Origin of the sequence: Pseudomonas sp. NPDC088414, from assembly GCF_044753325.1 — a bacterium.
In the GTDB taxonomy this organism is placed as follows: Bacteria; Pseudomonadota; Gammaproteobacteria; order Pseudomonadales; family Pseudomonadaceae; genus Aquipseudomonas.
In genome coordinates, this window is sequence record NZ_JBIVMY010000039.1 from 23,026 (window position 1) to 43,173 (window position 20,148).

Below are 20,148 nucleotides of genomic sequence, written 5' to 3' on the forward strand. Positions count from 1 at the left end.
AGTCGCTGTCGGCGGTCACCGAGCAGACCAACCTCGAGGTCAATAGTCAGAAGGAAGAGACCGAGCAGGTGGCCACGGCCATGAACCAGATGACCGCTACCGTGCATGACGTGGCGCGCAATGCCGAGGAGGCGGCACTGGCTGCGCAAACGGCGGATGGCAAGGTCGAAAGCGGTCAGCAGGTGGTGCGCCAGAGCATGGCGCGGATCGAGCAACTGGCGGACTCGGCGACGTCGGCCAGTTCGAGCATCGAAAGTCTCAGTGCGCAGATCCAGAACATCGGAACGGTGCTGGATGTGATCAAGAGCGTTGCCGAGCAGACCAATCTGCTGGCGCTCAACGCCGCAATCGAGGCGGCGCGGGCCGGGGAACAGGGCAGGGGCTTTGCGGTGGTGGCCGATGAGGTTCGTGCATTGGCGCGGCGTACCCAGCAATCGACCGAGGAGATCGAGCGGCTGGTCAGTGCGTTGCGTTCGGCGGCGCATTCGTCGGTGCAGCAGATTCAGAGCAGTGGTGAATTGGTGAAGCTGGCGGTCAGTGATGCGCTGCAGACCGAGAGTGCGCTGGGCAGTATTGCGGCGGCGGTTTCGTTGATTCAACAGATGAATCAGCAGATTGCGGCGGCGGCCGAGGAGCAGAGTTCGGTGGCCGAGGAGATCAATCGCAGTGTGACGAGTATTCGTGCGAGTGCGGATCAGTCTTCGATGGCGATGCGGGGGAATGCGGTTTCGAGTGTTGAGCTGGCGCGGTTGGGGGGGGAGCTCAGGGGGATGGTTGGGCATTTTCGGCTTTGACGCTTTTGACTTGGCGGCCTCTGGGCCGACCAGGTTCTTGGGGTTTTGGGTGTATATCCGTTGCTTCGGGTATTGCGGCTGGCGGTTTCGCCCTTACGGCGACTCCCTTTGGCAAACGCCCCAAAGGAAGCAAAGGTCTGGGCCCCGGCGTTCGGCCCTCGCCTAGGCTCGGGTTCCTTCGTTGCGGGATTCATCCGGGCGCATCGCCTCCGGTTTGCTTCGCTGCACCTCCTCTCGATGTGTTTGGCTTCGCCAAACGGTCGCTGCGCTCCCACCCCCGGATAAATCCCTCCACTCAGCCTGCCGAAGGGGCCGGCACGGCAAGATCAAGAGCTGCAGCCGAGCTAACGCTCATCCTGTGTAGGAGCTGCCGAAGGCTCGGGCCGCGTTCGGACGATCTTTTGATCTTGATCTTGATCTTGATCTTGTGGGAGTTGGCTTGCCAGCGATGGCGGCCTGACAGCCGACCAGTCTCCAAATGACCACACCCATTCCAACTGTAGGAGTGAGCCTGCTCGCGATGGCGCCCTGAGAGCCGACCATTCTCTAACTGAATATTTTCAATGGCAGCCAGCCACCACCCACAAAAAAGCCACCTCTCGGTGGCTTCTCTCAACTCTCGACCATCAGTCGTAAATCACTTTCTTCTTCCAGTCCGCATCGGCTTCGACTTCTTTGAGGCCTTCGGTCAACTGGTTCACTTCGCCCTCAACCGGAGCAATCTTGTCCATGACCTGGGCATTGGCGCGGGCCAGGAGTTTTTCCAGGTATTGCAGTTGTTCCGCGTACATCTGCGGGTCTTGCTGTTTGCGCAGGTATTGCACGCCGCGTTCGAAGGCGAGGCGGGCCTGGCCGGGTTGGTTTTGTTGCAGGGACTGTTGGCCGAGGTTGTTGAAGAATTCGATGTGCAGCAGGACCAGGATGTGGCGGACTTCCTTGATCCAGTGTTTGGCTTCGTTTGGTGGCAGGAAGCCGTCGTGGGCGGCGCGGGTGATCTGGCCGTGCAGGGCTTCGAGCAGGAAGCGGACGTCTTTGGCTTTGGCCTCGGTCAGGATCGGGGCCGGCGGGTTGTTGACCGGGATCGATTCGCCCTGGGCCACCAGTGCGCTGAGTTCGGTGATCCGCGCTTTCAGGGTAGCGCTGGTTTTTTCCAGGTTCAGCAGGCGCTGGCAGACGTTCAGCTCCAGTCGGGTCAGCAGCAGCTTGAGTGCCGGGGTCATGAACTGGCCGGGGAAGGTTTCGGTCAGTTCGCCGCAGCGGCGCAGGCGGTCGTTGAGTTCGACTTTGGTGCGGGCCTTCTCCAGTTTGTTGTTTTCCACCACATGGTTCATGTAGCCAATGGCGATCAGAATTGCGATCCCGGCTATGACTAGCAGGGTGATCATGAGTGGTGTCACCGGTAAGACCTCTTTATAGGGTTCGCATGCGAGTGTAGTGGCTGGACATTCAGGCGCCCAGCGCCGCTCGACGAGTTGATTCAGCAGCTTCTGTGTATATCGGCTGCACACTGCTTATATGAATGCTGGCGCAAGGTGCGCAGATTGCCATCATTGTGTTGCGGACTATAACGCCTTGGCGGGTGGCGGAATATAGGCGTCAATCGTCGGGCGACGGAAAAGCCCGAATGCTCCCGTAAAGCAGGTCGAAGTCATTGATTTAAATAAATTTATATTCGGGGGTTGACGACCTCTCAAACCATCCATAGAATGCGCGCCACTTGCAGCGTAAAGCACACAGCGAAACGCGGCAGGGAGTGAATGTTGTAGCGTGTCCCCTTCGTCTAGTGGCCTAGGACACCGCCCTTTCACGGCGGTAACAGGGGTTCGAGTCCCCTAGGGGACGCCAATGCGGGAATAGCTCAGTTGGTAGAGCACGACCTTGCCAAGGTCGGGGTCGCGAGTTCGAGTCTCGTTTCCCGCTCCAATTTTAAACAGCACTGCTCTAGGGCGGGGCTGAGTGAAACCAGAACCAAGTCTTCGGATGCGGGTCTGGACACCGAAACACACACCATGTGTTCCGGGTAGCGTGTCCCCTTCGTCTAGTGGCCTAGGACACCGCCCTTTCACGGCGGTAACAGGGGTTCGAGTCCCCTAGGGGACGCCATTTGCGGGAATAGCTCAGTTGGTAGAGCACGACCTTGCCAAGGTCGGGGTCGCGAGTTCGAGTCTCGTTTCCCGCTCCAAATTCTAAAAGCGCCGCTCAGTGAGCGGCGTTTTTATTAGTGAAAGTTGTAGCCTGTCCCCTTCGTCTAGTGGCCTAGGACACCGCCCTTTCACGGCGGTAACAGGGGTTCGAGTCCCCTAGGGGACGCCATTGCGGGAATAGCTCAGTTGGTAGAGCACGACCTTGCCAAGGTCGGGGTCGCGAGTTCGAGTCTCGTTTCCCGCTCCAATTTCACAAAAACGCCGATCAGTGATGATCGGCGTTTTTGTTTGTGCAGCATTCAGCACGCAACAAAAAAGGACCTTCGGGTCCTTTTTTGTTTTCACGTCAGGCCCGCTGAAGCACGGGCCTGTGCCTTATCAGAGCTTCGGTAGCTGGCCGACACGCCCCATCATTTCCGTGACGATCTGCAGGTCGAGCAGGAACTGGTCAACCGTCTTGAACTCGCCATCGGTATGCCCGGTGTATTTCACCTCAGGTCGCGCCAGGCCGAATTGCACGCCATTCGGCAGTTCATGTACCGAGGTTGCGCCGGCAGACGTGCCGAACTCGTGCTTCATGCCCAGATTTTCGGTGGACACTGCCAGCAGGGCTTTGACCCATTCGCCTTCCGGATTGCGGTACATCGGCTCGGCGATCGAGTAGGTGAAGTTCACGGCAACGCGGGTTTTCTTGCTCCAGGCCGCCAGCTTGTCAGCGATTTCTTTCTTCAGCACTTCTGGCGATTTGCCCTTCGGCACGCGCAGGTTGACTGCCAGTTTGAAGGCTTTGTCGTCCACGCCAACGTAGGTCAGCGAGGTGGTCAGCGGGCCCATGAACGAATCGGAGAAGCCCACGCCGAGTTTTTTCCCGAGGTAATCCAGGCCCCAGTTGTTGGACGCATAGCGTGCAGCGTCGGTGATCTGGTTGTGCTTGAGCGCCACCTTGCCGTCGAGGCTGTTGATGAAGTCGAGCATCCGTGCGACCGGGTTGACGCCGGACTCGGGCTCGGAGGAGTGCGCGGACACACCGGTGACGCTCAGCTTGACGTCTTTGCCATCAACCTTGGCCGCGACTTCGAAGTCACCACCGTGTTTTTTCGCGTATTCGTTGCCGGCCTTTTGCAGGCTCGCCGCCAGTTGCTCGGGCTGGTCGCTGACGAGGGTCGCGACCGAAACCGATGGAATCTGGTTGGTTGCCAGGCCGCCGGTCATCGAGATGATTTCTGCGCCGCTGCCTTCAGCCTTGCGCAGCGGGAAGTTGGCCATGACCGTGCCGTAGCCTTTCTCGGCGATGACCACCGGGTAGCCACCGTCCAGCGCCATGTTGTAGTTCGGCGTCGGGTTGTGTTCGAAGTAATACGGGATCGCGTCGCCGGTGGTTTCTTCGGTAGTGTCCACCAGCAGTTTGAAATTGCGTGCCAATGGCAGCTTTTCTTCCTTGATCACTTTCATCGCGTACAGGGCGACGACGATGCCGTTCTTGTCGTCCTCGGTGCCGCGGCCGTACATGCGGTTGCCGATCAGCGTGACTTTGAACGGATCGAGTTTGGTGCCGTCTTTCAGCACCCAGTTTTCCGGGGTGACCGGCACCACGTCGGCATGCGCGTGGATGCCCACGACTTCGTCGCCGCTGCCGTCGAGGGAGATTTCATAGACGCGGTTGTCGACGTTGCGGAACTTCAGGTTGAACGATTCGGCCAGATTCTTGATCTTTTCGGCGATCTTGATGAATTCCGGATTGTCGTGCTGGGCCACACCTTCTTTCTGGAAGGTCGGGATTTCCACCAGTTCGCGCAGGGTTTCGAGCGCGGCTTTGCCGTACTTGGCGCGGGTGTAGATGCCCAGCAGGCGATTGATCTCGTTCTGCTGCTCGGCGGTCAGGGTCTTGTTGTCGAGAAAACCATTGATCGCCGGGGCGAGGTTGTCGGTCTTGCTCAGATCGCTTTTCGCGACGGCACCGAGAAACTGACGAAAATCGCTGACCGTCGTATCGCTGAAGGTCTTGAGGATCGCAGCACTTTGCTCAGGGGTGATGTTGGCCTGGGCAGGCAGGGTGAACGACGAAAGACTGGCCAGAGCCAGGCTGGCAGCGGCCAGGCGCTTGAGAGAAAAATTCATTGCGGTGGGCATTCCTTTGCAGGCAGTTGAGAGGGAAGTGTTTGAAAGTTGAAACAAATCTTTTCCAAACTAACACCACGAAGGTGTTGAAGGGGAGTCCCTGAAGTGGGATCCGTCGCACAGAAATGCAAAAGCGGCGCACAAACGAAAAAGGCCCGATCGGCGTTCAACCGATCGGGCCTTTGCTTTGAACGCGGCTTTTACATCGACAACACCAGCCTGCCGGCGAACAGAATCAGGATCACACCCATGCTGCGCTCGAACCAATGGCCCATGCGCATGAACAGGGTCCGCACCCTGCTGCTGGAAAAAAACAGCGCGACGATCACGAACCACAGCGCATTGACGAAGCACATCCAGACACCGTACAGCGCCTGGATATTCAGTGGGGTGCTGGCGCTGATGATCGTGGTGAAGATCGCCAGGAAGAACAGCGTGGCCTTGGGGTTAGTGGCGTTGGTCAGAAAACCGGTGCTGAACGCCTTGAACAGCGACTGCTCGACCAGCGGTTCGTCAGCGCTTTTTTCGCCCTCGAGCGTGGTCTTCGGTTTACTGCGGATCAGGCTGATGCCGAGGTAAAAGATGTATGCGCCACCGATCACCTTGGCCACCGTCAGCAACCACGGCGTGGTGTGCATCAGGGCGCCAACCCCGAGCAAAGTGTAGAGAACGTGCACGGAAATGCCGGCGCCGATGCCCAGTGCGGTGCAGATGCCTACCAGTCGGCCGAAGCGCACGCTCTGGCGAATGGTCACGGCGAAGTCCGGGCCGGGAGCGACCACGGCCAGAAAGTGAATGGTGGCCAGCGCCAGAAACTCGCCCAGGTAGTTCGATAACATCTCAGCTCCAGAAGGTCAGGGGTGAAGCATTGCCGCGATAGCCGACAAAGAACGAAAGGCTCAGTCGCGGATCCGTTACGCCCGGGGTCACCGAGTGCATGCAGCGCGAATTGAACATGATGAAATCTCCCGGCTGCGGCCGCACTTCCAGGGTCGGTGGGCCGAGCAGCGCCGGGTCGATGCCGTAACTGTCGCCACGCATCTGGTCGAACTGATCCGGGGTGATGTCGTCGTCCCACATCTGCAGTGCGCCGCCCTCGGTCGGCATGTTCAGGTACACGTTGCAGGCGAATTGCGCTTCCAGGCTGCGGGCCTGAAAGCTGTCCGGGGCGTCCTTGGCGAAAATGTCGTGGTGGGCGAGGAAGCACACGCCGGGTTTGACCACCCGCGACAGGCCGACATACATCTTGCGCCCATAGAGGTTTTCCAGATGTGCGCCGGCCGGCCATGATTCGTCGAGCATGCAGCGCAGAGTGTCGACCGGCGAGGAGTAGGGCGCACAGCGCTCGCGCAGTTCGGCGATGTTGCGGGTGGCGCGTTCGAAGTAGTCCTCGATCAGCAGCGGCTGATTTTCCGCCTCGTAAAACGCCATGCCGATGCGGCCGATGCTCGGCGCGTTGATGTAGCCCTCGAAGCCCGGAGCAAGAATCTTGTCGCCAATCTCGATCGCCAGCGGCTCGGGCAAGAAGCCTTTGACGCGGATGGCGAGGACTTCTTCGTTGGCCAGTTTTTTTATGCACGTCTCATCGAGACGCTCGACGTCTAGCATCATTGTTTTTAGGTCCATCTATCGATAGTCAACGGAACCGGCGAGTGCGGTTCCCCGGCGTCGAACGCTGCGCGGAGCAGCGTCCGAGATGCTTAATCCACGCTGTAGTGGACGGATAACGTGCCTTTCTTCTGCGAAAGCGAGGCGATCGTGACTGTGCCCAAATCCTTCAGGCTGCGTACATGGGTGCCACCGCAGCCATAGGCCGGCAGCTCGCCGAAGCCGATTTCCCGTGCGCCTTCGCGCAGCGAGGTCAGGCGCGGCAGATCGTGTTCGATCCACTGACTGATACCGTGTTGAACGGTTGGCGCGTCGACTTCCTGAGCGGCGTCGCCCGGCTTGAATTGCACCCGGCCCTCGTCCGGCCAGTGGTGCGCTTTGATCGGCGTCCAGCCCATGGCCTGCAGGAAATGCCCGATCAGGTGCCCGGCCGAATGCATGCGAGTGTTGTAGCGGCGCCGTTGTTCATCCACATGAATGCAGGTCATGCCCGGTTTTACCGGGCGATCGACGTAATGCACGATCCGGTCAGGTTCCTGCACCACGCGCAGCACCTGGCTTTCGCCAATCATGCCGGTGTCACAAGGCTGACCACCGCCTTGCGGATGAAACAGCGTGGCGCGCAGCACCACGGCAAATTCGTTCTCGTGGGGCGTGCAGTCGAGGACTTCCACATTAGCCTTGAGGTCATCACTATGGAAAAAGAGGCGAAGCGTCATATTCCATGCCCTTATTAAAGTGTCTGTTTTTATTATATGAATCGTGCAATAACGTGATAATCCGTTCAAACATCAAAGGACTTGTGCGCTGTGAGCATCAATCTTCCGCTGCCACTGCTTGGTGAAATGGCGATCTTCGTCAAGGTCGTGGAGACCGGCAGTTTTTCCGAGGCGGCCCGCCAACTGGGCTCGTCGCCGTCGGCGATCAGTCGCAGCATTTCCCGCCTGGAAAAGGCCTTGGCCACGCGTTTGCTGCAGCGCACTACGCGCAAACTGCGCCTGAGTGACGGGGGCGAGGAAGTGTTCAAGCGCTGTCAGGAGATGGTCAGCGCCGCCAAATCGGTGATGGAGATCAGCGGGCAGTTCACCCACGAAGCGGAAGGGCGGGTGCGGGTCAGTGTGCCGAAAGCGGTCGGGCGTTTCGTGATTCATCCGCACATGCCTGAGTTTCTGCGGCGTTATCCGAAAGTCGATGTCGAGTTGCTGCTGGAAGACCGCCAGGTTGATTTGATTGACGATCATGTCGACCTGGCGATTCGTATCACTGACCGTCCGCCGGCCGGGCTGGTCGGACGGCAGTTGCTGACCATCGACCATTTGCTCTGCGCCACCCCGCAATACCTGGCGGAACACGGCACGCCGACTCACCCTCACGATCTGCTCAATCACAGTTGCATCTATCTGGGGGAAACCCCGAGCGATGCACGCTGGAAATTCAAGAAGGGCAGCAAAGCGGTGACCGTCGGCGTGCGTGGCCGCTATGCCGCCAACCATACCGGCGTGCGGCTCGGGGCAGTGTTGCAGCACATTGGTATTGGCAGCTTGCCGTACTTCACTGCGCGTTATGCGCTGGAGCAGAAGTTGATTGTGCAGGTGTTGCCGGAGTGGACGTTTCTCGCTTCCTACCATGGCGGCCTGTGGCTGCTGCATTCACCGACGCGTTATCTGCCGCCGAAGCTGCGGGTGTTCATCGATTATTTGGTGGAATGTCTGGAGAAAGAGCCGACGTTGAGCAAGCCGGGGAAGGCGGGGGCGCCGAATAATCTGGCGCTGGCGTATGAATTGCCGGAGAGCGAGGGGCTACTTTAAAAGCAAAAGATCGTCCGAACGCGGCCCGAGCCTTCGGCAGCTCCTACAGGGATTAGGTGGATTCCCTGTAGGAGCTGCCGCAGGCTGCGATCTTTTGATCTTCAAACCATTAAATCAGTGCTTGCTGTCCTGGGCAGACATCGCCAGCAGCTGTTTTTCCTGATTCCAGTCGAACGGTTCATCGTTCTGTTCGGCTTCGTAGCGACGTTCTTCCAGTGCCTGATACAGGTCGATTTCTTCATCGGACAGGTAATGCAGGCAGTCGCCAGCGAAGAACCACAGCAGATCCCGCGGAATCAGGTGGGCAATTTGCGGATAACGGGTAATTACTTGGGTCAGGATGTCCTGGCCCAGGTACTGGCTTTCGATCGGATCGATCGGCAGGGACGCCAGCAGTTCGTCAAAGCGCTCCAGGAACAAGGCATGGCTTTCTTCGGGAACCTGTTCGGCCTCACCTACGGCGACCAGGATACTGCGCAGGTGGTCGAGCAAAACCAGATGATCGGCAACGACGTTGGACACGAGATAAGTCCTCAAGAGCAAAACGGGCGCGGGAGTATAAAGCTCTCGCGCCCGTTTTTCACAAATAAACAGCTACACGGTCGTCAGCATCAGCGGACTTTGCCCTCAGCCTGCTTCAGTTCTTCCTTGTCGAAATCATCGACGTCGATCACTTTGCGGCGTGCCGCTTCGGCGTCGCGCAGGGTCTGCGCTTCCGCCGCTTGCAACACCCCGGCCTCCAGTGCGGCGTCGATGGCGTGTTCGCCGGCGACCGGTTTGACCTGACCGCTTTTCAGCGCCGTGTGCAGTTTCTTGTGCAGCGGTTGTGCGGCATTCAGCAGATCGCTGGCGTGTTGCAGAGCACCAACGGCATCGTCGGCGGACTGCGGGCGATAGCAGCCGGCGAGCAGTTCTTCGAGGGTCGGATCGCCTTTGGCCCGGCCGATCACTGCGGCGACTTCGGCACCGAGCTTGTCCGATGGGCCTTTGTGGCGACGGCCGAACGGGAACACGATCACTCGCAGCAGGCAGCCAAACACTTTGTTCGGGAAGTTGCTCAGCAGCTCATCCAGCGCCCGTTCCGACTGGCCGAGGCTTTCTTCCATGGCCCAGCGGAACAGCGGCTCCATATGCGCCGGCGAATCCAGGTCGTGATAACGCTTGAGCGCAGCGGAGGCCAGATACAGGTTGCTCAGCACATCACCGAGGCGGGCCGAGAGGCGTTCCCGGCGCTTCAGTTCGCCACCCAGCAACATCATGCTGAAGTCGGCGAGCATGGCGAAAGCCGCTGCCTGCCGATTGAGGGCACGGAAGTAGCCCTGACTGATCCTGTCTCCGGGCGCATGTTCGAAGTGTCCCAGGCCCAGGTTCAGCACCAGGGTGCTGGCGGCATTGCTGACGGCAAAACCGATGTGCTTGAGCAGCAGGCCATCGAATTCTTTCAGTGCCTGTTCCTTGTCTTCACGGCCGGCGAGGGCCATTTCCTTGAGGACGAACGGATGGCAGCGAATGGCGCCCTGACCGAAGATCATCAGGTTGCGCGAGAGGATGTTCGCGCCTTCCACGGTGATGAAGATTGGCGCGCCGTTCCAGCTGCGCCCCAGGTAGTTGTTCGGCCCCATGATGATCGCCTTGCCGCCGTGCACGTCCATGGCGTGGGTGATGCACTCGCGGCCGCGTTCGGTCAGGTGATACTTGAGGATCGCCGACAGCACCGACGGTTTCTCGCCCAGATCCACCGCGTTGGCGGTGAGCATGCGCGCGGCGTCCATCATCCAGGCGTTGCCGCCGATGCGCGCCATGGCTTCCTGAATGCCTTCGAAGGCCGACAGCGGCACGTTGAACTGTTCACGAATCTGCGCGTATTGACCGGTCACCAGACTGGTGAACTTGGCCGCGCCGGTGCCGACTGCCGGCAGCGAAATCGAACGCCCGACCGACAGGCAGTTCATCAGCATCATCCAGCCCTTGCCGAGCATGTCCTGGCCGCCGATGAGGTAGTCCAGCGGGATGAACACGTCTTTGCCGGAGTTCGGGCCGTTCATGAATGCGGCACCCAGTGGCAGGTGACGACGGCCGATTTCCACACCCGGTGTATCGGTGGGAATCAGCGCCAGACTGATGCCGAGATCTTCCTTGTCGCCCAGCAGATGCTCCGGGTCATAGGCTTTGAAGGCCAGACCGAGCAGGGTCGCGACCGGACCGAGGGTGATGTAGCGTTTTTCCCAGTTCAGGCGCAAGCCGATGACTTCCTCGCCTTCCCACTGGCCCTTGCAGATGATCCCGGTGTCCGGCATGGCGCCGGCGTCGGACCCGGCCAGCGGGCCGGTGAGGGCGAAGCACGGAATGTCATCACCACGGGCCAGTCGCGGCAGGTAGTGATTGCGTTGTTCGTCCGTGCCGTAATGCAACAGCAGTTCGGCCGGGCCGAGGGAGTTGGGCACCATCACGGTGGAAGCGAGGTCGCCGCTGCGGGTGGCGAGTTTCATTGCCACTTGCGAGTGGGCGTAGGCGGAAAAGCCCTTGCCGCCGAATTCCTTGGGAATGATCAGGGCGAAGAAGCCGTGTTCCTTGATGTGGCTCCAGGCTTCGGGCGGCAGGTCCATCGACTGGCCGATCTGCCAGTCAGTGACCATCGCGCAGAGCTCTTCGGTCGGGCCGTCGATGAACGCCTGTTCCTCTTCGCTCAGTTGCGCCTTGGGATAGGACAGCAGTTTGTCCCAGTCGGGGCGGCCGCTGAACAGCTCGCCATCCCACCATACGGTGCCGGCATCAATGGCGTCGCGTTCGGTCTGCGACATCGGCGGCAGGGTTTTCTGGAACCAGTTGAACAGCGGCGCGGTGAAGTGTTTGCGGCGCAGGTCAGGCAGCAGCAACGGTGCGGCAACCGCCGCAAGCACGACCCAGAACACCAGCAGCAACCAGCCCGGGGCATGGCTGAAAATGCCCATCGCCAGCAGGTATACGGCGACGATACCCAACGCGGGCAGGGGGGCGATGCGGCGGTGGGCGAGATACGCCACACCGACGATCAGAACCAGTATCCACAACAACAGCATATGTAATCCTCCGTGAACCAAGGCAAACCGACCCTCCAGAGCTTAGACGGCATCTGTAAAACGGGGTGGTCAGAACCTGGTGATTGAACTCGTGGGAAACCCCGGATGGTTTTCGTAGGTTCGGTGGGCAACACCCGTGGGAAATCGTTCGCCGTTCCCGCGTCTTCGCGTGCATGTTTGGCCGAAACGTCGTTATCTCTGTGCTTGAGCTGTCGCTAGACTCGGGGCTCACCCAGGAGAACATCGTCATGCGCGAGTATCTGAGCCCCGGCCGCTTCATCGATAGTGACCACCCGGCGGTGGTGGAGTTCGCCGAACAACACCGCGGTGCCAGCCGCGACCCGCTCGCGCAGGCGATCAGTCTCTATTACGCCGTGCGCGAAGTGGTGCGCTACAACCCGTATACCTTCAGCCTCGACCCGCAGACCCTGTGCGGCAGTCATGCGCTGGCGGCCGGGGAAAGTTATTGCGTGCCCAAGGCCACATTGCTGGCCGGGTGCGCACGGCATTGCGGCATTCCCGCACGCATCGGACTGGCCGACGTCAAGAATCACCTGTCGACCCCGCGTTTGCTGGAGTTGTTGCGCAGCGATGTGTTCGCCATGCACGGTTACACCGAAATGTTCCTCAACGAGCGCTGGGTCAAAGCCACGCCGGCCTTCAATCAGCAACTCTGCGAATTGTTCAATGTCGCACCGTTGGACTTTGACGGGATCAATGACAGCGTTTTCCATCCGTATAACCGTGACGGCGCGCTGTTGATGGAGTATCTGGTCGATCACGGCCAGTTCACCGATGTGCCGGAGCAGTTCTTCTTCGAACACCTGGAAAAATGCTACCCGCATCTGTTTGGCGAGCATCAGGCGAAGGTGCTAGGCGATATGCAGAGTGATTTGAGTCGGGTCTGATCCGGCGTATGCTGCCTGCCCACTCACTTGAAAAGAGGCGGTCATGCTGAAGATCTGGGGACGGAAAAACTCATCGAATGTCAGGAAACCACTGTGGGCCGCCGAGGAGCTGGGCCTGGCCTACGAGGCGATTGACGCCGGTGGTGCTTTCGGTGTGGTCGACACACCTGAATACCGGGCGATGAACCCGAACGGCCGGGTACCGGTGATCGAAGATGACGGCTTCGTGCTGTGGGAATCGAATGCCATCGTGCGTTACCTGCTGGCCAGGCATGCACCGAACAGCGCCTGGTATCCGGCAGACCTGCAAGCCCGGGCCATCGCGGACAAGTGGATGGATTGGACCACCTCGAGTTTTGCCGGACCCTTTCGCACCGTGTTCTGGGGCGTGTTGCGTACCCCAGCGGACCAGCAGGACTGGCCCGCAATCAACGCCGCAATCAAGGAGTGCACCGCGCTGCTGGCCATGGCCGATCAGGCCCTCGCCAGCCAGCCATACCTGTCCGGCAGCGAAATCGGCATGGGCGATATTCCGCTGGGCAGTTTCATTTATGCCTGGTTCGAGATGCCGATCGAACGCGCCGCGCAGCCGCATCTGGAAGCGTGGTATGCACGGTTGAAGCAGCGTCCGGCTTATCAGAAAGCGGTCATGACCGCGTTGACTTGATAATAACTATCGACACTCTTGACTGTACTTGTGTAGCGGCGGCAAGCACCATTGCGCTCATGCGCCGTGGTTGTTTTGTTCGCCGCCCGGCCCAATCTTTCCTTTTCTTCCCTTCTTGGTGCGTAAATCCGATATGAGTTCCGCTCTGTCCATCCGGCAGCTAACCAAAACCTACGGCAACGGGTTCCAGGCCTTGAGTGGTATCGATCTGGACGTCGCCGAAGGTGACTTTTTCGCCTTGCTCGGCCCCAACGGCGCCGGCAAATCCACGACCATCGGCATTCTCTCGACCCTGGTCAACAAGACCAGCGGCACGGTGAATATCTTCGGTCATGACCTGGACAAGAACCCCGCCGCGCTCAAGCGCTCGATCGGCGTGGTGCCCCAGGAATTCAACTTCAACCAGTTCGAAAAGACTTTCGACATCGTCGTGACCCAGGCCGGTTACTACGGCATTCCGGCGAAGATCGCCAAGGAACGCGCCGAACAGTACCTGACCCAGCTCGGCCTGTGGGACAAGCGCGATGTACCATCGCGCTCGCTGTCCGGCGGCATGAAACGGCGTCTGATGATTGCCCGCGCCCTGGTGCATGAACCGCGCCTGCTGATCCTCGATGAGCCGACCGCTGGCGTCGACATCGAACTGCGTCGCTCGATGTGGACGTTCCTCACCGAGCTGAACCAGAAAGGCATCACCATCATCCTCACCACGCACTACCTGGAAGAGGCCGAGCAGTTGTGCCGCAACATCGGCATCATCGACCACGGCACCATCGTCGAGAACACCAGCATGAAACAGTTGCTGGGCCAGTTGCACGTCGAGACCTTCCTGCTCGACCTGAAAAACGACTTGCACGCCGCGCCGCAATTGATTGGCTATCCCGCCCGGTTGCTCGACGGCCATACCCTGGAAGTCCAGGTCGACAAATCCATGGGCATCACCGCGCTGTTCACCCAGTTGGCGCAACAGAACATCGAAGTGTTGAGCCTGCGTAATAAAACCAATCGCCTCGAGGAGCTGTTCGTGTCCCTGGTGGAGAAAAATCTGTCGAAGGTGGCGGTATGAGTTCCGAGTTCCGCCCCAACCTCGTCGCCCTCCAGACCATCGTTTATCGCGAGGTCAAACGCTTCACGCGGATCTGGCCGCAGACCCTGCTGCCGCCGGCGATCACCATGGTTCTGTACTTCGTGATCTTCGGTAACCTGATCGGCAAGCAGATTGGCGGCATGGGTGGCTTCAGTTACATGGAGTACATCGTGCCGGGGCTGATCATGATGTCGGTGATCACCAACTCCTACGGCAACGTGGTCTCGAGTTTCTTCGGCAGCAAGTTCCAGCGCTCCATCGAGGAACTGATGGTCTCGCCAGTGTCGCCGCACACGATTCTGATCGGCTTCACCATTGGCGGCGTGCTGCGCGGTTTGATGGTCGGGGTCATCGTGACCATTCTGTCGCTGTTCTTCACCCATCTGCAGGTGCATCACCTCGGCGTGACCATCCTTGTGGTGGTGCTGACCGCGACCATCTTTTCGCTGCTGGGCTTCATCAACGCGGTGTTTGCGCGCAACTTCGATGACATCTCGATCATCCCGACGTTTGTGCTGACGCCGCTGACCTACCTGGGTGGGGTGTTCTACTCGATTACCTTGCTGCCGCCGTTCTGGCAAACCGTGTCGCTGGCCAACCCGGTGTTGCACATGGTCAACGCCTTCCGTTACGGCATTCTTGGGGTGTCGGATATCCGCATCGGCATCGCGATCACCTTCATGCTGGTGGCGACAGTGGTGTTGTACCTCGGTTGCGCGCGGCTGCTGGTGAGTGGGCGCGGGATGCGCACCTGATCCGCAACCGCGTCGCTGCCATCGCGAGCAGGCTCACTCCTACAGAAGGGCGTGTTCCTATGTAGGAGTGAGCCTGCTCGCGATGGGGCCTATTCAGACGCTACAAAAAAAACGGCCTCCCACTGCGGAGGCCGTTTTGCATTCAGCGCATGCGGTTTTTCTTGCGGCGCGCCCATTGCCGTGCCACCCACCAGCGCCAGTACAGCATCACCGTGAAGTAGGCGAGGATGCCGAGTAGCAATCCGCACACTACCGACCCCAGCAAAAACGGTTGCCACATGGTCGACAACTCTCCGCTCATCCATTCCCAGGTCAACGAATCGGGCAGGGTGCGGGCGGGTACATTCATCAACCAGGCCCCGGTCTGGTAAGTGCAGAAAAACACCGCCGGCATGGTGATCGGGTTGGTCAGCCAGACCAGGCTGACGGCAATCGGCATGTTGCCGCGCACGGTGATCGCCAGTGCCGCCGCCACCAGCATCTGCGCCGGAATCGGCAGGAACGCGGCGAACAGGCCGACGGCCATCGCCCGGGCCACCGAGTGCCGATTGAGGTGCCAGAGGTTCGGGTCATGCAGCAACTTGCCGAGAAAGCGTAAGGATTTGTGTTCCCTGATGCTCGTCGGGTCGGGCATGTAACGTTTGAATAAGCGCCGGGGCATAAGGCTTCTCGGTCGGTTAAGGCGGCAAGTATGTCTGGATTCTACGAAGCGCCCATTCAGACTTTGTGACAATTGTTGACGACGACCCAGCTTCGTACCCGCTACGCCTAATGCAGGAACTCTCAAGGACGGGCTTATGCGCACAGGGATGATGGCGCTGGCAGTCGGTCTGCTGGTTGCGGTTTTTTTGCCGGTTTTACCGCCGGTCGGGTTGATGATGTTGTTGCCGTTGGTGGGACTGATGTTGCTGCCGTTTCGCAGCTATCCCGTGGCGCTTCTGTTGTTCGGTTTCACCTGGGCGTGCGTCAGTGCGCAATGGGCGTTGAATGATCGTCTGCCCGCAGCGCTTGACGGCGAAACCCGTTGGGTCGAAGGACGGGTGGTCGGCTTGCCGCAAAACAGCGAGGGCGTGGTGCGTTTCGAGTTGGCCGATGCCCGCTCGCGTCACGAGAAGCTGCCTTCGTTGATGCGCCTGGCGTGGTACGCCGGGCCGCCGCTTAACAGCGGCGAGCGCTGGCGGCTGGCGGTAAAGCTTAAGCGCCCGGTTGGTTTGCTCAATCCCGATGCCTTCGATTACGAGGCCTGGCTGTTGGCGCAACGCATTGGCGCGACGGGCACGATCAAGGACGGTCAGCGCCTTGCCGAGGCGAGTTGGGCATGGCGCGACAGCATTCGGCAGCGCTTGCTTGAAGTGAACGCGCAGGGCCGGGGCGGTGCATTGGCGGCGCTGGTACTCGGTGACGGCTCGGGGCTCAGCCGCGAGGATTGGCAGATCCTGCAGGACACCGGCACCGTGCATCTGCTGGTGATTTCCGGTCAACACATCGGGATGTTGGCGGCGGTTATGTATCTGCTTGTCGCCGGGCTGGCGCGCTATGGCTGGTGGCCGCTGCGCTGGCAATGGCTGCCATGGGCCTGCGGGCTGGCGTTTGCCGCGGCGCTCGGTTATGGCTTGCTTGCCGGGTTCGAGGTGCCGGTGCAACGGGCCTGCGTGATGGTCGGGTTGGTGTTGCTGTGGCGCCTGCGCTTTCGCCATCTCGGCGCGTGGTGGCCGCTGTTGCTGGCATTCGATGCGCTGCTGTTGTTCGATCCGTTGGCCAGTTTGCGTCCGGGTTTGTGGCTGTCGTTCGCCGCAGTGGGGATTTTGATTTTCACCTTCGGCGGGCGGCTCGGCGCGTGGAAATGGTGGCAGACCTGGACTCGCGCGCAATGGCTGATTGCGCTGGGGCTGTGCCCGGTGTTGCTGGCGCTGAACCTGCCGATCAGCCTTAGCGGACCTCTGGCGAATCTGCTGGCGGTGCCGTGGGTCAGTCTGCTGGTGCTGCCACCAGCGCTGCTCGGCACGCTGTTGTTGCCGGTACCTTACGTCGGTGCAGGCTTGTTGTGGCTGGCCGGTGGTTTGATCGACTGGCTGTTTCGTGGCTTGTCGGTGATCGCCGGGGCTTGGCCGGCGTGGATCTCGCCGTCGCTGCCGTGGTGGGTTTTGCTGCTCGGCAGTCTCGGCGCCTTGCTGTTGCTGTTGCCGCGCGGGGTGCCATTGCGACCACTGGGCTGGCCGTTGCTGTTGATTCTGCTGGCGCCGCCTCGCGAGCGAGTGGCCGAGGGCCTGGCCGATATCTGGCAGCTCGATGTCGGTCAGGGTCTGGCGATCCTGATCCGCACGCGTCATCACACGTTGCTCTACGACGCCGGTCCACGCTTTGGCGATTTCGATCTGGGGGAGCGGGTGGTGCTGCCGGCGCTGCACAAACTGGGGGTCGAGCGCATTGATTTGATGCTGCTCAGTCATGCCGACGCCGACCATGCCGGTGGTGCGCTGGCGGTATCGCGGGGGCTGAAAGTGACGCGGGTGATCAGCGGCGATCCGCCGGGGCTGCCCGCCATACTGCGGGCCGAAGCCTGTGAAAGCGGGCGCCAATGGCAGTGGGACGGCGTCAGTTTTCAGCTGTGGCAATGGTCGGCGGCCAATGACAGCAATCAGCGCTCCTGCGTGTTGCAGATCGAGGCCAATGGCGAGCGGCTGCTGCTGACCGGCGATATCGACACGGCTGCCGAACGGGTTTTGCTGGAGAGTCCGTTGGCGGTGCCGACGCACTGGCTGCAGGCACCGCACCACGGCAGCCGCAGTTCCTCGTCGACGGCTTTGCTCAGGGACTTGAAGCCGCATTCGGTGCTGATCTCCCGGGGACAGGGCAATTCGTTCGGCCATCCGCATCCACTGGTGCTGGCGCGTTATCGCCAGCAAGGGCTGCGCATCTACGACAGCGCGCAGCACGGCGCCATTCATCTGCGCCTGGGCAGCTTTCAGGCGCCGTGGCTGATGCGTCAACAGCGGCGTTTCTGGCGTTGAAACACCATTGATCGCGGGATCGCCGAATGCGGCATCAGGTCGTCGGGGCGGCGGGTCTTAATCGCGAACCGGTATGGTAAAGTGGCGCACTTTTTCGAGGGGACTGTCACTGTGTGGGAATTGGTCAAATCCGGCGGCTGGATGATGTTGCCGATCATTCTGAGTTCCATCGCGGCCATGGCGATTGTCGCCGAGCGCCTGTGGACCCTGCGCGCCAGCCGCGTCACCCCCGAGCATCTGCTGGGCCAGGTCTGGGTCTGGATCAAGGACAAACAGCTCAATAAAGAAAAGCTCAAGGAATTGCGCGCCAATTCGCCGCTGGGTGAAATCCTCGCCGCGGGTCTGGCCAACTCCAAACATGGTCGCGAGATCATGAAGGAATGCATCGAAGAAGCCGCCGCGCGGGTGATTCACGAGCTCGAACGCTACGTCAACGCGCTGGGCACGATTGCCGCCATGTCGCCGTTGCTGGGCCTGTTGGGCACGGTACTGGGCATGATCGACATTTTCAGCGCCTTCACCGGTTCCGGCATGACCACCAATGCCTCGGTCCTGGCCGGCGGTATTTCAAAGGCACTGATCACCACCGCGGCGGGCCTGATGGTCGGTATTCCGTCGGTGTTCTTCCACCGTTTCCTGCAACGCCGCATCGATGAGCTGGTGGTGGGCATGGAGCAGGAAGCGATCAAACTGGTCGAAGTGGTGCAGGGCGACCGTGACGTCGATCTGGCCGGGGACAAAGCGTGAAATTCCGTCGCAAACCCCGGGAAACGATCGACATCAACCTCGCGTCGCTGATCGACGTGGTGTTCATCCTGTTGCTGTTTTTCGTCGTGACCACCACCTTCACCCGCGAAACCCAGCTGCGTGTCGATCTGCCGGAGTCGGTCAGCGGATCGCCGGCCGAAGACCAGCAGCTCAAGCAACTGGACGTCGCGATCAGCGCCGAAGGCGTGTTTTCGGTGAACAACAAGATTCTGCCGAAAAACGACCTGGCGACGCTGATGGAAGCCATGCAGAAAGAAGCCAACGGTGACACCAATATGCCGTTGTCGATCAGCGCTGACGGCAAGACCCAACACCAATCAGTGATCACCGCCATGGACGCGGCCGGCAAGCTCGGTTTCAGCCATCTGCGTATGACCACGGTCGAGGCGGCGCCCAAATCCTGATGAGCCTGTCCGATCGTTTGCTCGCCGCGTGGTATCAGGGGCACCCGGCCCTGACGCTGCTGCGGCCGCTGGAAATGCTCTACCGCCGCGTGGTGGTCAACAAGCGTCAGCGCTTTCTCGACGGCGAAGGCCAGATCTACCAGTCACCGGTGCCGTTGATCGTGGTCGGCAACATCACGGTGGGCGGCACTGGCAAGACGCCAATGATTTTGTGGCTGATCGAGCATTGCCGACGCGCCGGTCTGCGCGTCGGCGTGGTCAGCCGTGGCTATGGCGCCAAGCCGCCGCAACTGCCGTGGCGGGTCGAGGCCGATCAAGGCGCCGATATCGCCGGCGACGAACCGCTGCTGATCGTGCAGCGCACCGGCGTGCCGCTGATGATCGATCCTGATCGCAGCGCGGCGGTCAAAGCGCTGCTCGCCAGTGAACCTCTGGACCTGATCCTCTCCGACGACGGCATGCAGCATTATCGCTTGGCCCGGGATCTGGAGCTGGTGCTGATCGACGCCGCCCGAGGCCTGGGCAACAAGCGTTGCCTGCCGGCCGGTCCGTTGCGCGAGCCGATCGAGCGCTTGCAAAGCGTCGATGGCGTGCTGTTCAACGGTGCCACGGCGGATCGCGAAGACGGTTTCGCCTTTCGCCTGCAACCGACGGCGCTGGTCAATCTGCGCAGCGGCGAGCGCCAGCCGCTGGCGCATTTTGCGCCCGGTCAAGCGGTGCACGCGGTGGCCGGGATCGGCAATCCGCAACGTTTCTTCAATACCCTCGAAGCGCTAGACTGGCGGGCAATCCCCCATGCGTTTGCCGACCACGCCGAATACAGCGTGCAGGCCTTGAATTTCACACCGTCATTGCCGTTGGTGATGACCGAAAAGGACGCGGTGAAGTGCCGTGCCTTCGCCGCAGACGACTGGTGGTATCTGGCGGTCGATGCCGTGCCGTCACCGGCCTTCGTGGCCTGGTTCGACACCCAGTTGATGCGCCTGTTGCCCGATCGTCTTTTGCCTTAACTCTTTA

General features: G+C 60.4%; 17 protein-coding genes, 6 tRNA genes and 1 pseudogene. 16 read left to right on the forward strand and 8 right to left on the reverse strand.

Features of this window, described 5'->3' with window-relative positions:
• Positions 1 to 200: 200 nt before the first annotated feature.
• A pseudogene (locus ACIP8I_RS24000) lies at positions 201 to 794 on the forward strand (methyl-accepting chemotaxis protein); the annotation flags it as partial.
• 626 nt (positions 795 to 1,420) lie between these two features.
• Here the strand turns inward: ACIP8I_RS24000 and ACIP8I_RS24005 are convergent.
• On the reverse strand, positions 1,421 to 2,179 hold the full coding sequence (locus ACIP8I_RS24005; protein ID WP_045122196.1) for a hypothetical protein: 759 nt from the start codon (positions 2,177 to 2,179) through the stop codon (positions 1,421 to 1,423).
• 384 nt (positions 2,180 to 2,563) lie between these two features.
• On the opposite strand from ACIP8I_RS24005, the gene ACIP8I_RS24010 reads away from it, so the two are divergent.
• From ACIP8I_RS24010 to ACIP8I_RS24035, 6 genes are all read left to right on the forward strand, one after another.
• Positions 2,564 to 2,639 (forward strand) — tRNA-Glu (locus tag ACIP8I_RS24010).
• A 2-nt stretch (positions 2,640 to 2,641) separates the two neighbouring features.
• A tRNA-Gly gene (locus tag ACIP8I_RS24015) sits at positions 2,642 to 2,717 on the forward strand.
• Positions 2,718 to 2,821: 104 nt separating this feature from the next.
• Positions 2,822 to 2,897 (forward strand) — tRNA-Glu (locus ACIP8I_RS24020).
• A gap of 3 nt (positions 2,898 to 2,900) precedes the next feature.
• A tRNA-Gly gene (locus ACIP8I_RS24025) sits at positions 2,901 to 2,976 on the forward strand.
• Between the two features lie 55 nt (positions 2,977 to 3,031).
• Positions 3,032 to 3,107, forward strand: a tRNA-Glu gene (locus ACIP8I_RS24030).
• A 2-nt stretch (positions 3,108 to 3,109) separates the two neighbouring features.
• Positions 3,110 to 3,185 (forward strand) — tRNA-Gly (locus ACIP8I_RS24035).
• 131 nt (positions 3,186 to 3,316) lie between these two features.
• Here ACIP8I_RS24035 and ACIP8I_RS24040 read toward each other — a convergent pair.
• The 4 genes from ACIP8I_RS24040 to ACIP8I_RS24055 all read right to left on the reverse strand — a co-directional run bounded on the left by ACIP8I_RS24040 (position 3,317) and on the right by ACIP8I_RS24055 (position 7,383).
• A complete protein-coding gene (locus ACIP8I_RS24040) occupies positions 3,317 to 5,056 on the reverse strand; it encodes a dipeptidase (protein ID WP_400764398.1) in 1,740 nt (579 codons plus the stop codon).
• A 200-nt stretch (positions 5,057 to 5,256) separates the two neighbouring features.
• The gene (locus tag ACIP8I_RS24045; RefSeq protein ID WP_096797798.1) at positions 5,257 to 5,895 is read right to left on the reverse strand and encodes a LysE family translocator; all 639 of its coding nucleotides are present in this window, start codon (positions 5,893 to 5,895) and stop codon (positions 5,257 to 5,259) included.
• A 1-nt stretch (position 5,896) separates the two neighbouring features.
• A complete protein-coding gene (locus ACIP8I_RS24050; protein ID WP_007967561.1) occupies positions 5,897 to 6,667 on the reverse strand; it encodes a 2OG-Fe(II) oxygenase in 771 nt (256 codons plus the stop codon).
• A gap of 89 nt (positions 6,668 to 6,756) precedes the next feature.
• Positions 6,757 to 7,383, reverse strand: a complete 627-nt coding sequence (locus ACIP8I_RS24055) for a hypothetical protein (RefSeq protein WP_007967562.1) — start codon at positions 7,381 to 7,383, stop codon at positions 6,757 to 6,759.
• Positions 7,384 to 7,473: 90 nt separating this feature from the next.
• On the opposite strand from ACIP8I_RS24055, the gene ACIP8I_RS24060 reads away from it, so the two are divergent.
• The gene (locus tag ACIP8I_RS24060) at positions 7,474 to 8,472 is read left to right on the forward strand and encodes a LysR substrate-binding domain-containing protein (protein ID WP_400764401.1); all 999 of its coding nucleotides are present in this window, start codon (positions 7,474 to 7,476) and stop codon (positions 8,470 to 8,472) included.
• Between the two features lie 114 nt (positions 8,473 to 8,586).
• Here ACIP8I_RS24060 and ACIP8I_RS24065 read toward each other — a convergent pair whose 3' ends face one another.
• Positions 8,587 to 8,994: a PA2817 family protein gene (locus ACIP8I_RS24065; RefSeq protein WP_007967565.1), complete on the reverse strand. Its 408-nt coding sequence runs from the start codon at positions 8,992 to 8,994 to the stop codon at positions 8,587 to 8,589.
• Positions 8,995 to 9,083: 89 nt separating this feature from the next.
• Complete coding sequence (locus tag ACIP8I_RS24070; protein ID WP_400764403.1) at positions 9,084 to 11,531, reverse strand: acyl-CoA dehydrogenase; 2,448 nt, start codon at positions 11,529 to 11,531, stop codon at positions 9,084 to 9,086.
• Positions 11,532 to 11,779: 248 nt separating this feature from the next.
• On the opposite strand from ACIP8I_RS24070, the gene ACIP8I_RS24075 reads away from it, so the two are divergent.
• The 4 genes from ACIP8I_RS24075 (at position 11,780) to ACIP8I_RS24090 (ending at position 14,948) form a co-directional block, all read left to right on the forward strand.
• A complete protein-coding gene (locus ACIP8I_RS24075) occupies positions 11,780 to 12,439 on the forward strand; it encodes a transglutaminase family protein (protein WP_400764404.1) in 660 nt (219 codons plus the stop codon).
• Between the two features lie 43 nt (positions 12,440 to 12,482).
• Entirely contained in the window at positions 12,483 to 13,106 is a 624-nt protein-coding gene (locus ACIP8I_RS24080; protein ID WP_123588805.1) for a glutathione S-transferase family protein, read from the forward strand.
• A gap of 133 nt (positions 13,107 to 13,239) precedes the next feature.
• A complete protein-coding gene (locus ACIP8I_RS24085; protein WP_027612335.1) occupies positions 13,240 to 14,172 on the forward strand; it encodes an ABC transporter ATP-binding protein in 933 nt (310 codons plus the stop codon).
• Positions 14,169 to 14,948 (forward strand): ABC transporter permease, encoded by a 780-nt coding sequence (locus ACIP8I_RS24090; RefSeq protein ID WP_027612336.1) that lies wholly within the window; start codon positions 14,169 to 14,171, stop codon positions 14,946 to 14,948. Before ACIP8I_RS24085 ends, ACIP8I_RS24090 begins: the two co-directional genes overlap by 4 nt.
• A gap of 142 nt (positions 14,949 to 15,090) precedes the next feature.
• On the opposite strand, the gene ACIP8I_RS24095 is transcribed toward ACIP8I_RS24090, so the two are convergent.
• Positions 15,091 to 15,609: a DUF2062 domain-containing protein gene (locus ACIP8I_RS24095; protein ID WP_400764406.1), complete on the reverse strand. Its 519-nt coding sequence runs from the start codon at positions 15,607 to 15,609 to the stop codon at positions 15,091 to 15,093.
• A 136-nt stretch (positions 15,610 to 15,745) separates the two neighbouring features.
• On the opposite strand from ACIP8I_RS24095, the gene ACIP8I_RS24100 reads away from it, so the two are divergent.
• The 4 genes from ACIP8I_RS24100 to lpxK all read left to right on the forward strand — a co-directional run bounded on the left by ACIP8I_RS24100 (position 15,746) and on the right by lpxK (position 20,141).
• A complete protein-coding gene (locus ACIP8I_RS24100) occupies positions 15,746 to 17,959 on the forward strand; it encodes a DNA internalization-related competence protein ComEC/Rec2 (RefSeq protein ID WP_400764407.1) in 2,214 nt (737 codons plus the stop codon).
• 111 nt (positions 17,960 to 18,070) lie between these two features.
• Entirely contained in the window at positions 18,071 to 18,706 is a 636-nt protein-coding gene (locus ACIP8I_RS24105) for a MotA/TolQ/ExbB proton channel family protein (RefSeq protein WP_003227083.1), read from the forward strand.
• The gene (locus tag ACIP8I_RS24110; RefSeq protein WP_027612340.1) at positions 18,703 to 19,131 is read left to right on the forward strand and encodes a biopolymer transporter ExbD; all 429 of its coding nucleotides are present in this window, start codon (positions 18,703 to 18,705) and stop codon (positions 19,129 to 19,131) included. The genes ACIP8I_RS24105 and ACIP8I_RS24110 overlap by 4 nt, the downstream gene beginning before the upstream one ends.
• A complete protein-coding gene (gene lpxK, locus ACIP8I_RS24115; RefSeq protein WP_400764409.1) occupies positions 19,131 to 20,141 on the forward strand; it encodes a tetraacyldisaccharide 4'-kinase in 1,011 nt (336 codons plus the stop codon). Before ACIP8I_RS24110 ends, lpxK begins: the two co-directional genes overlap by 1 nt.
• The last annotated feature ends 7 nt before the right edge of the window (positions 20,142 to 20,148 follow it).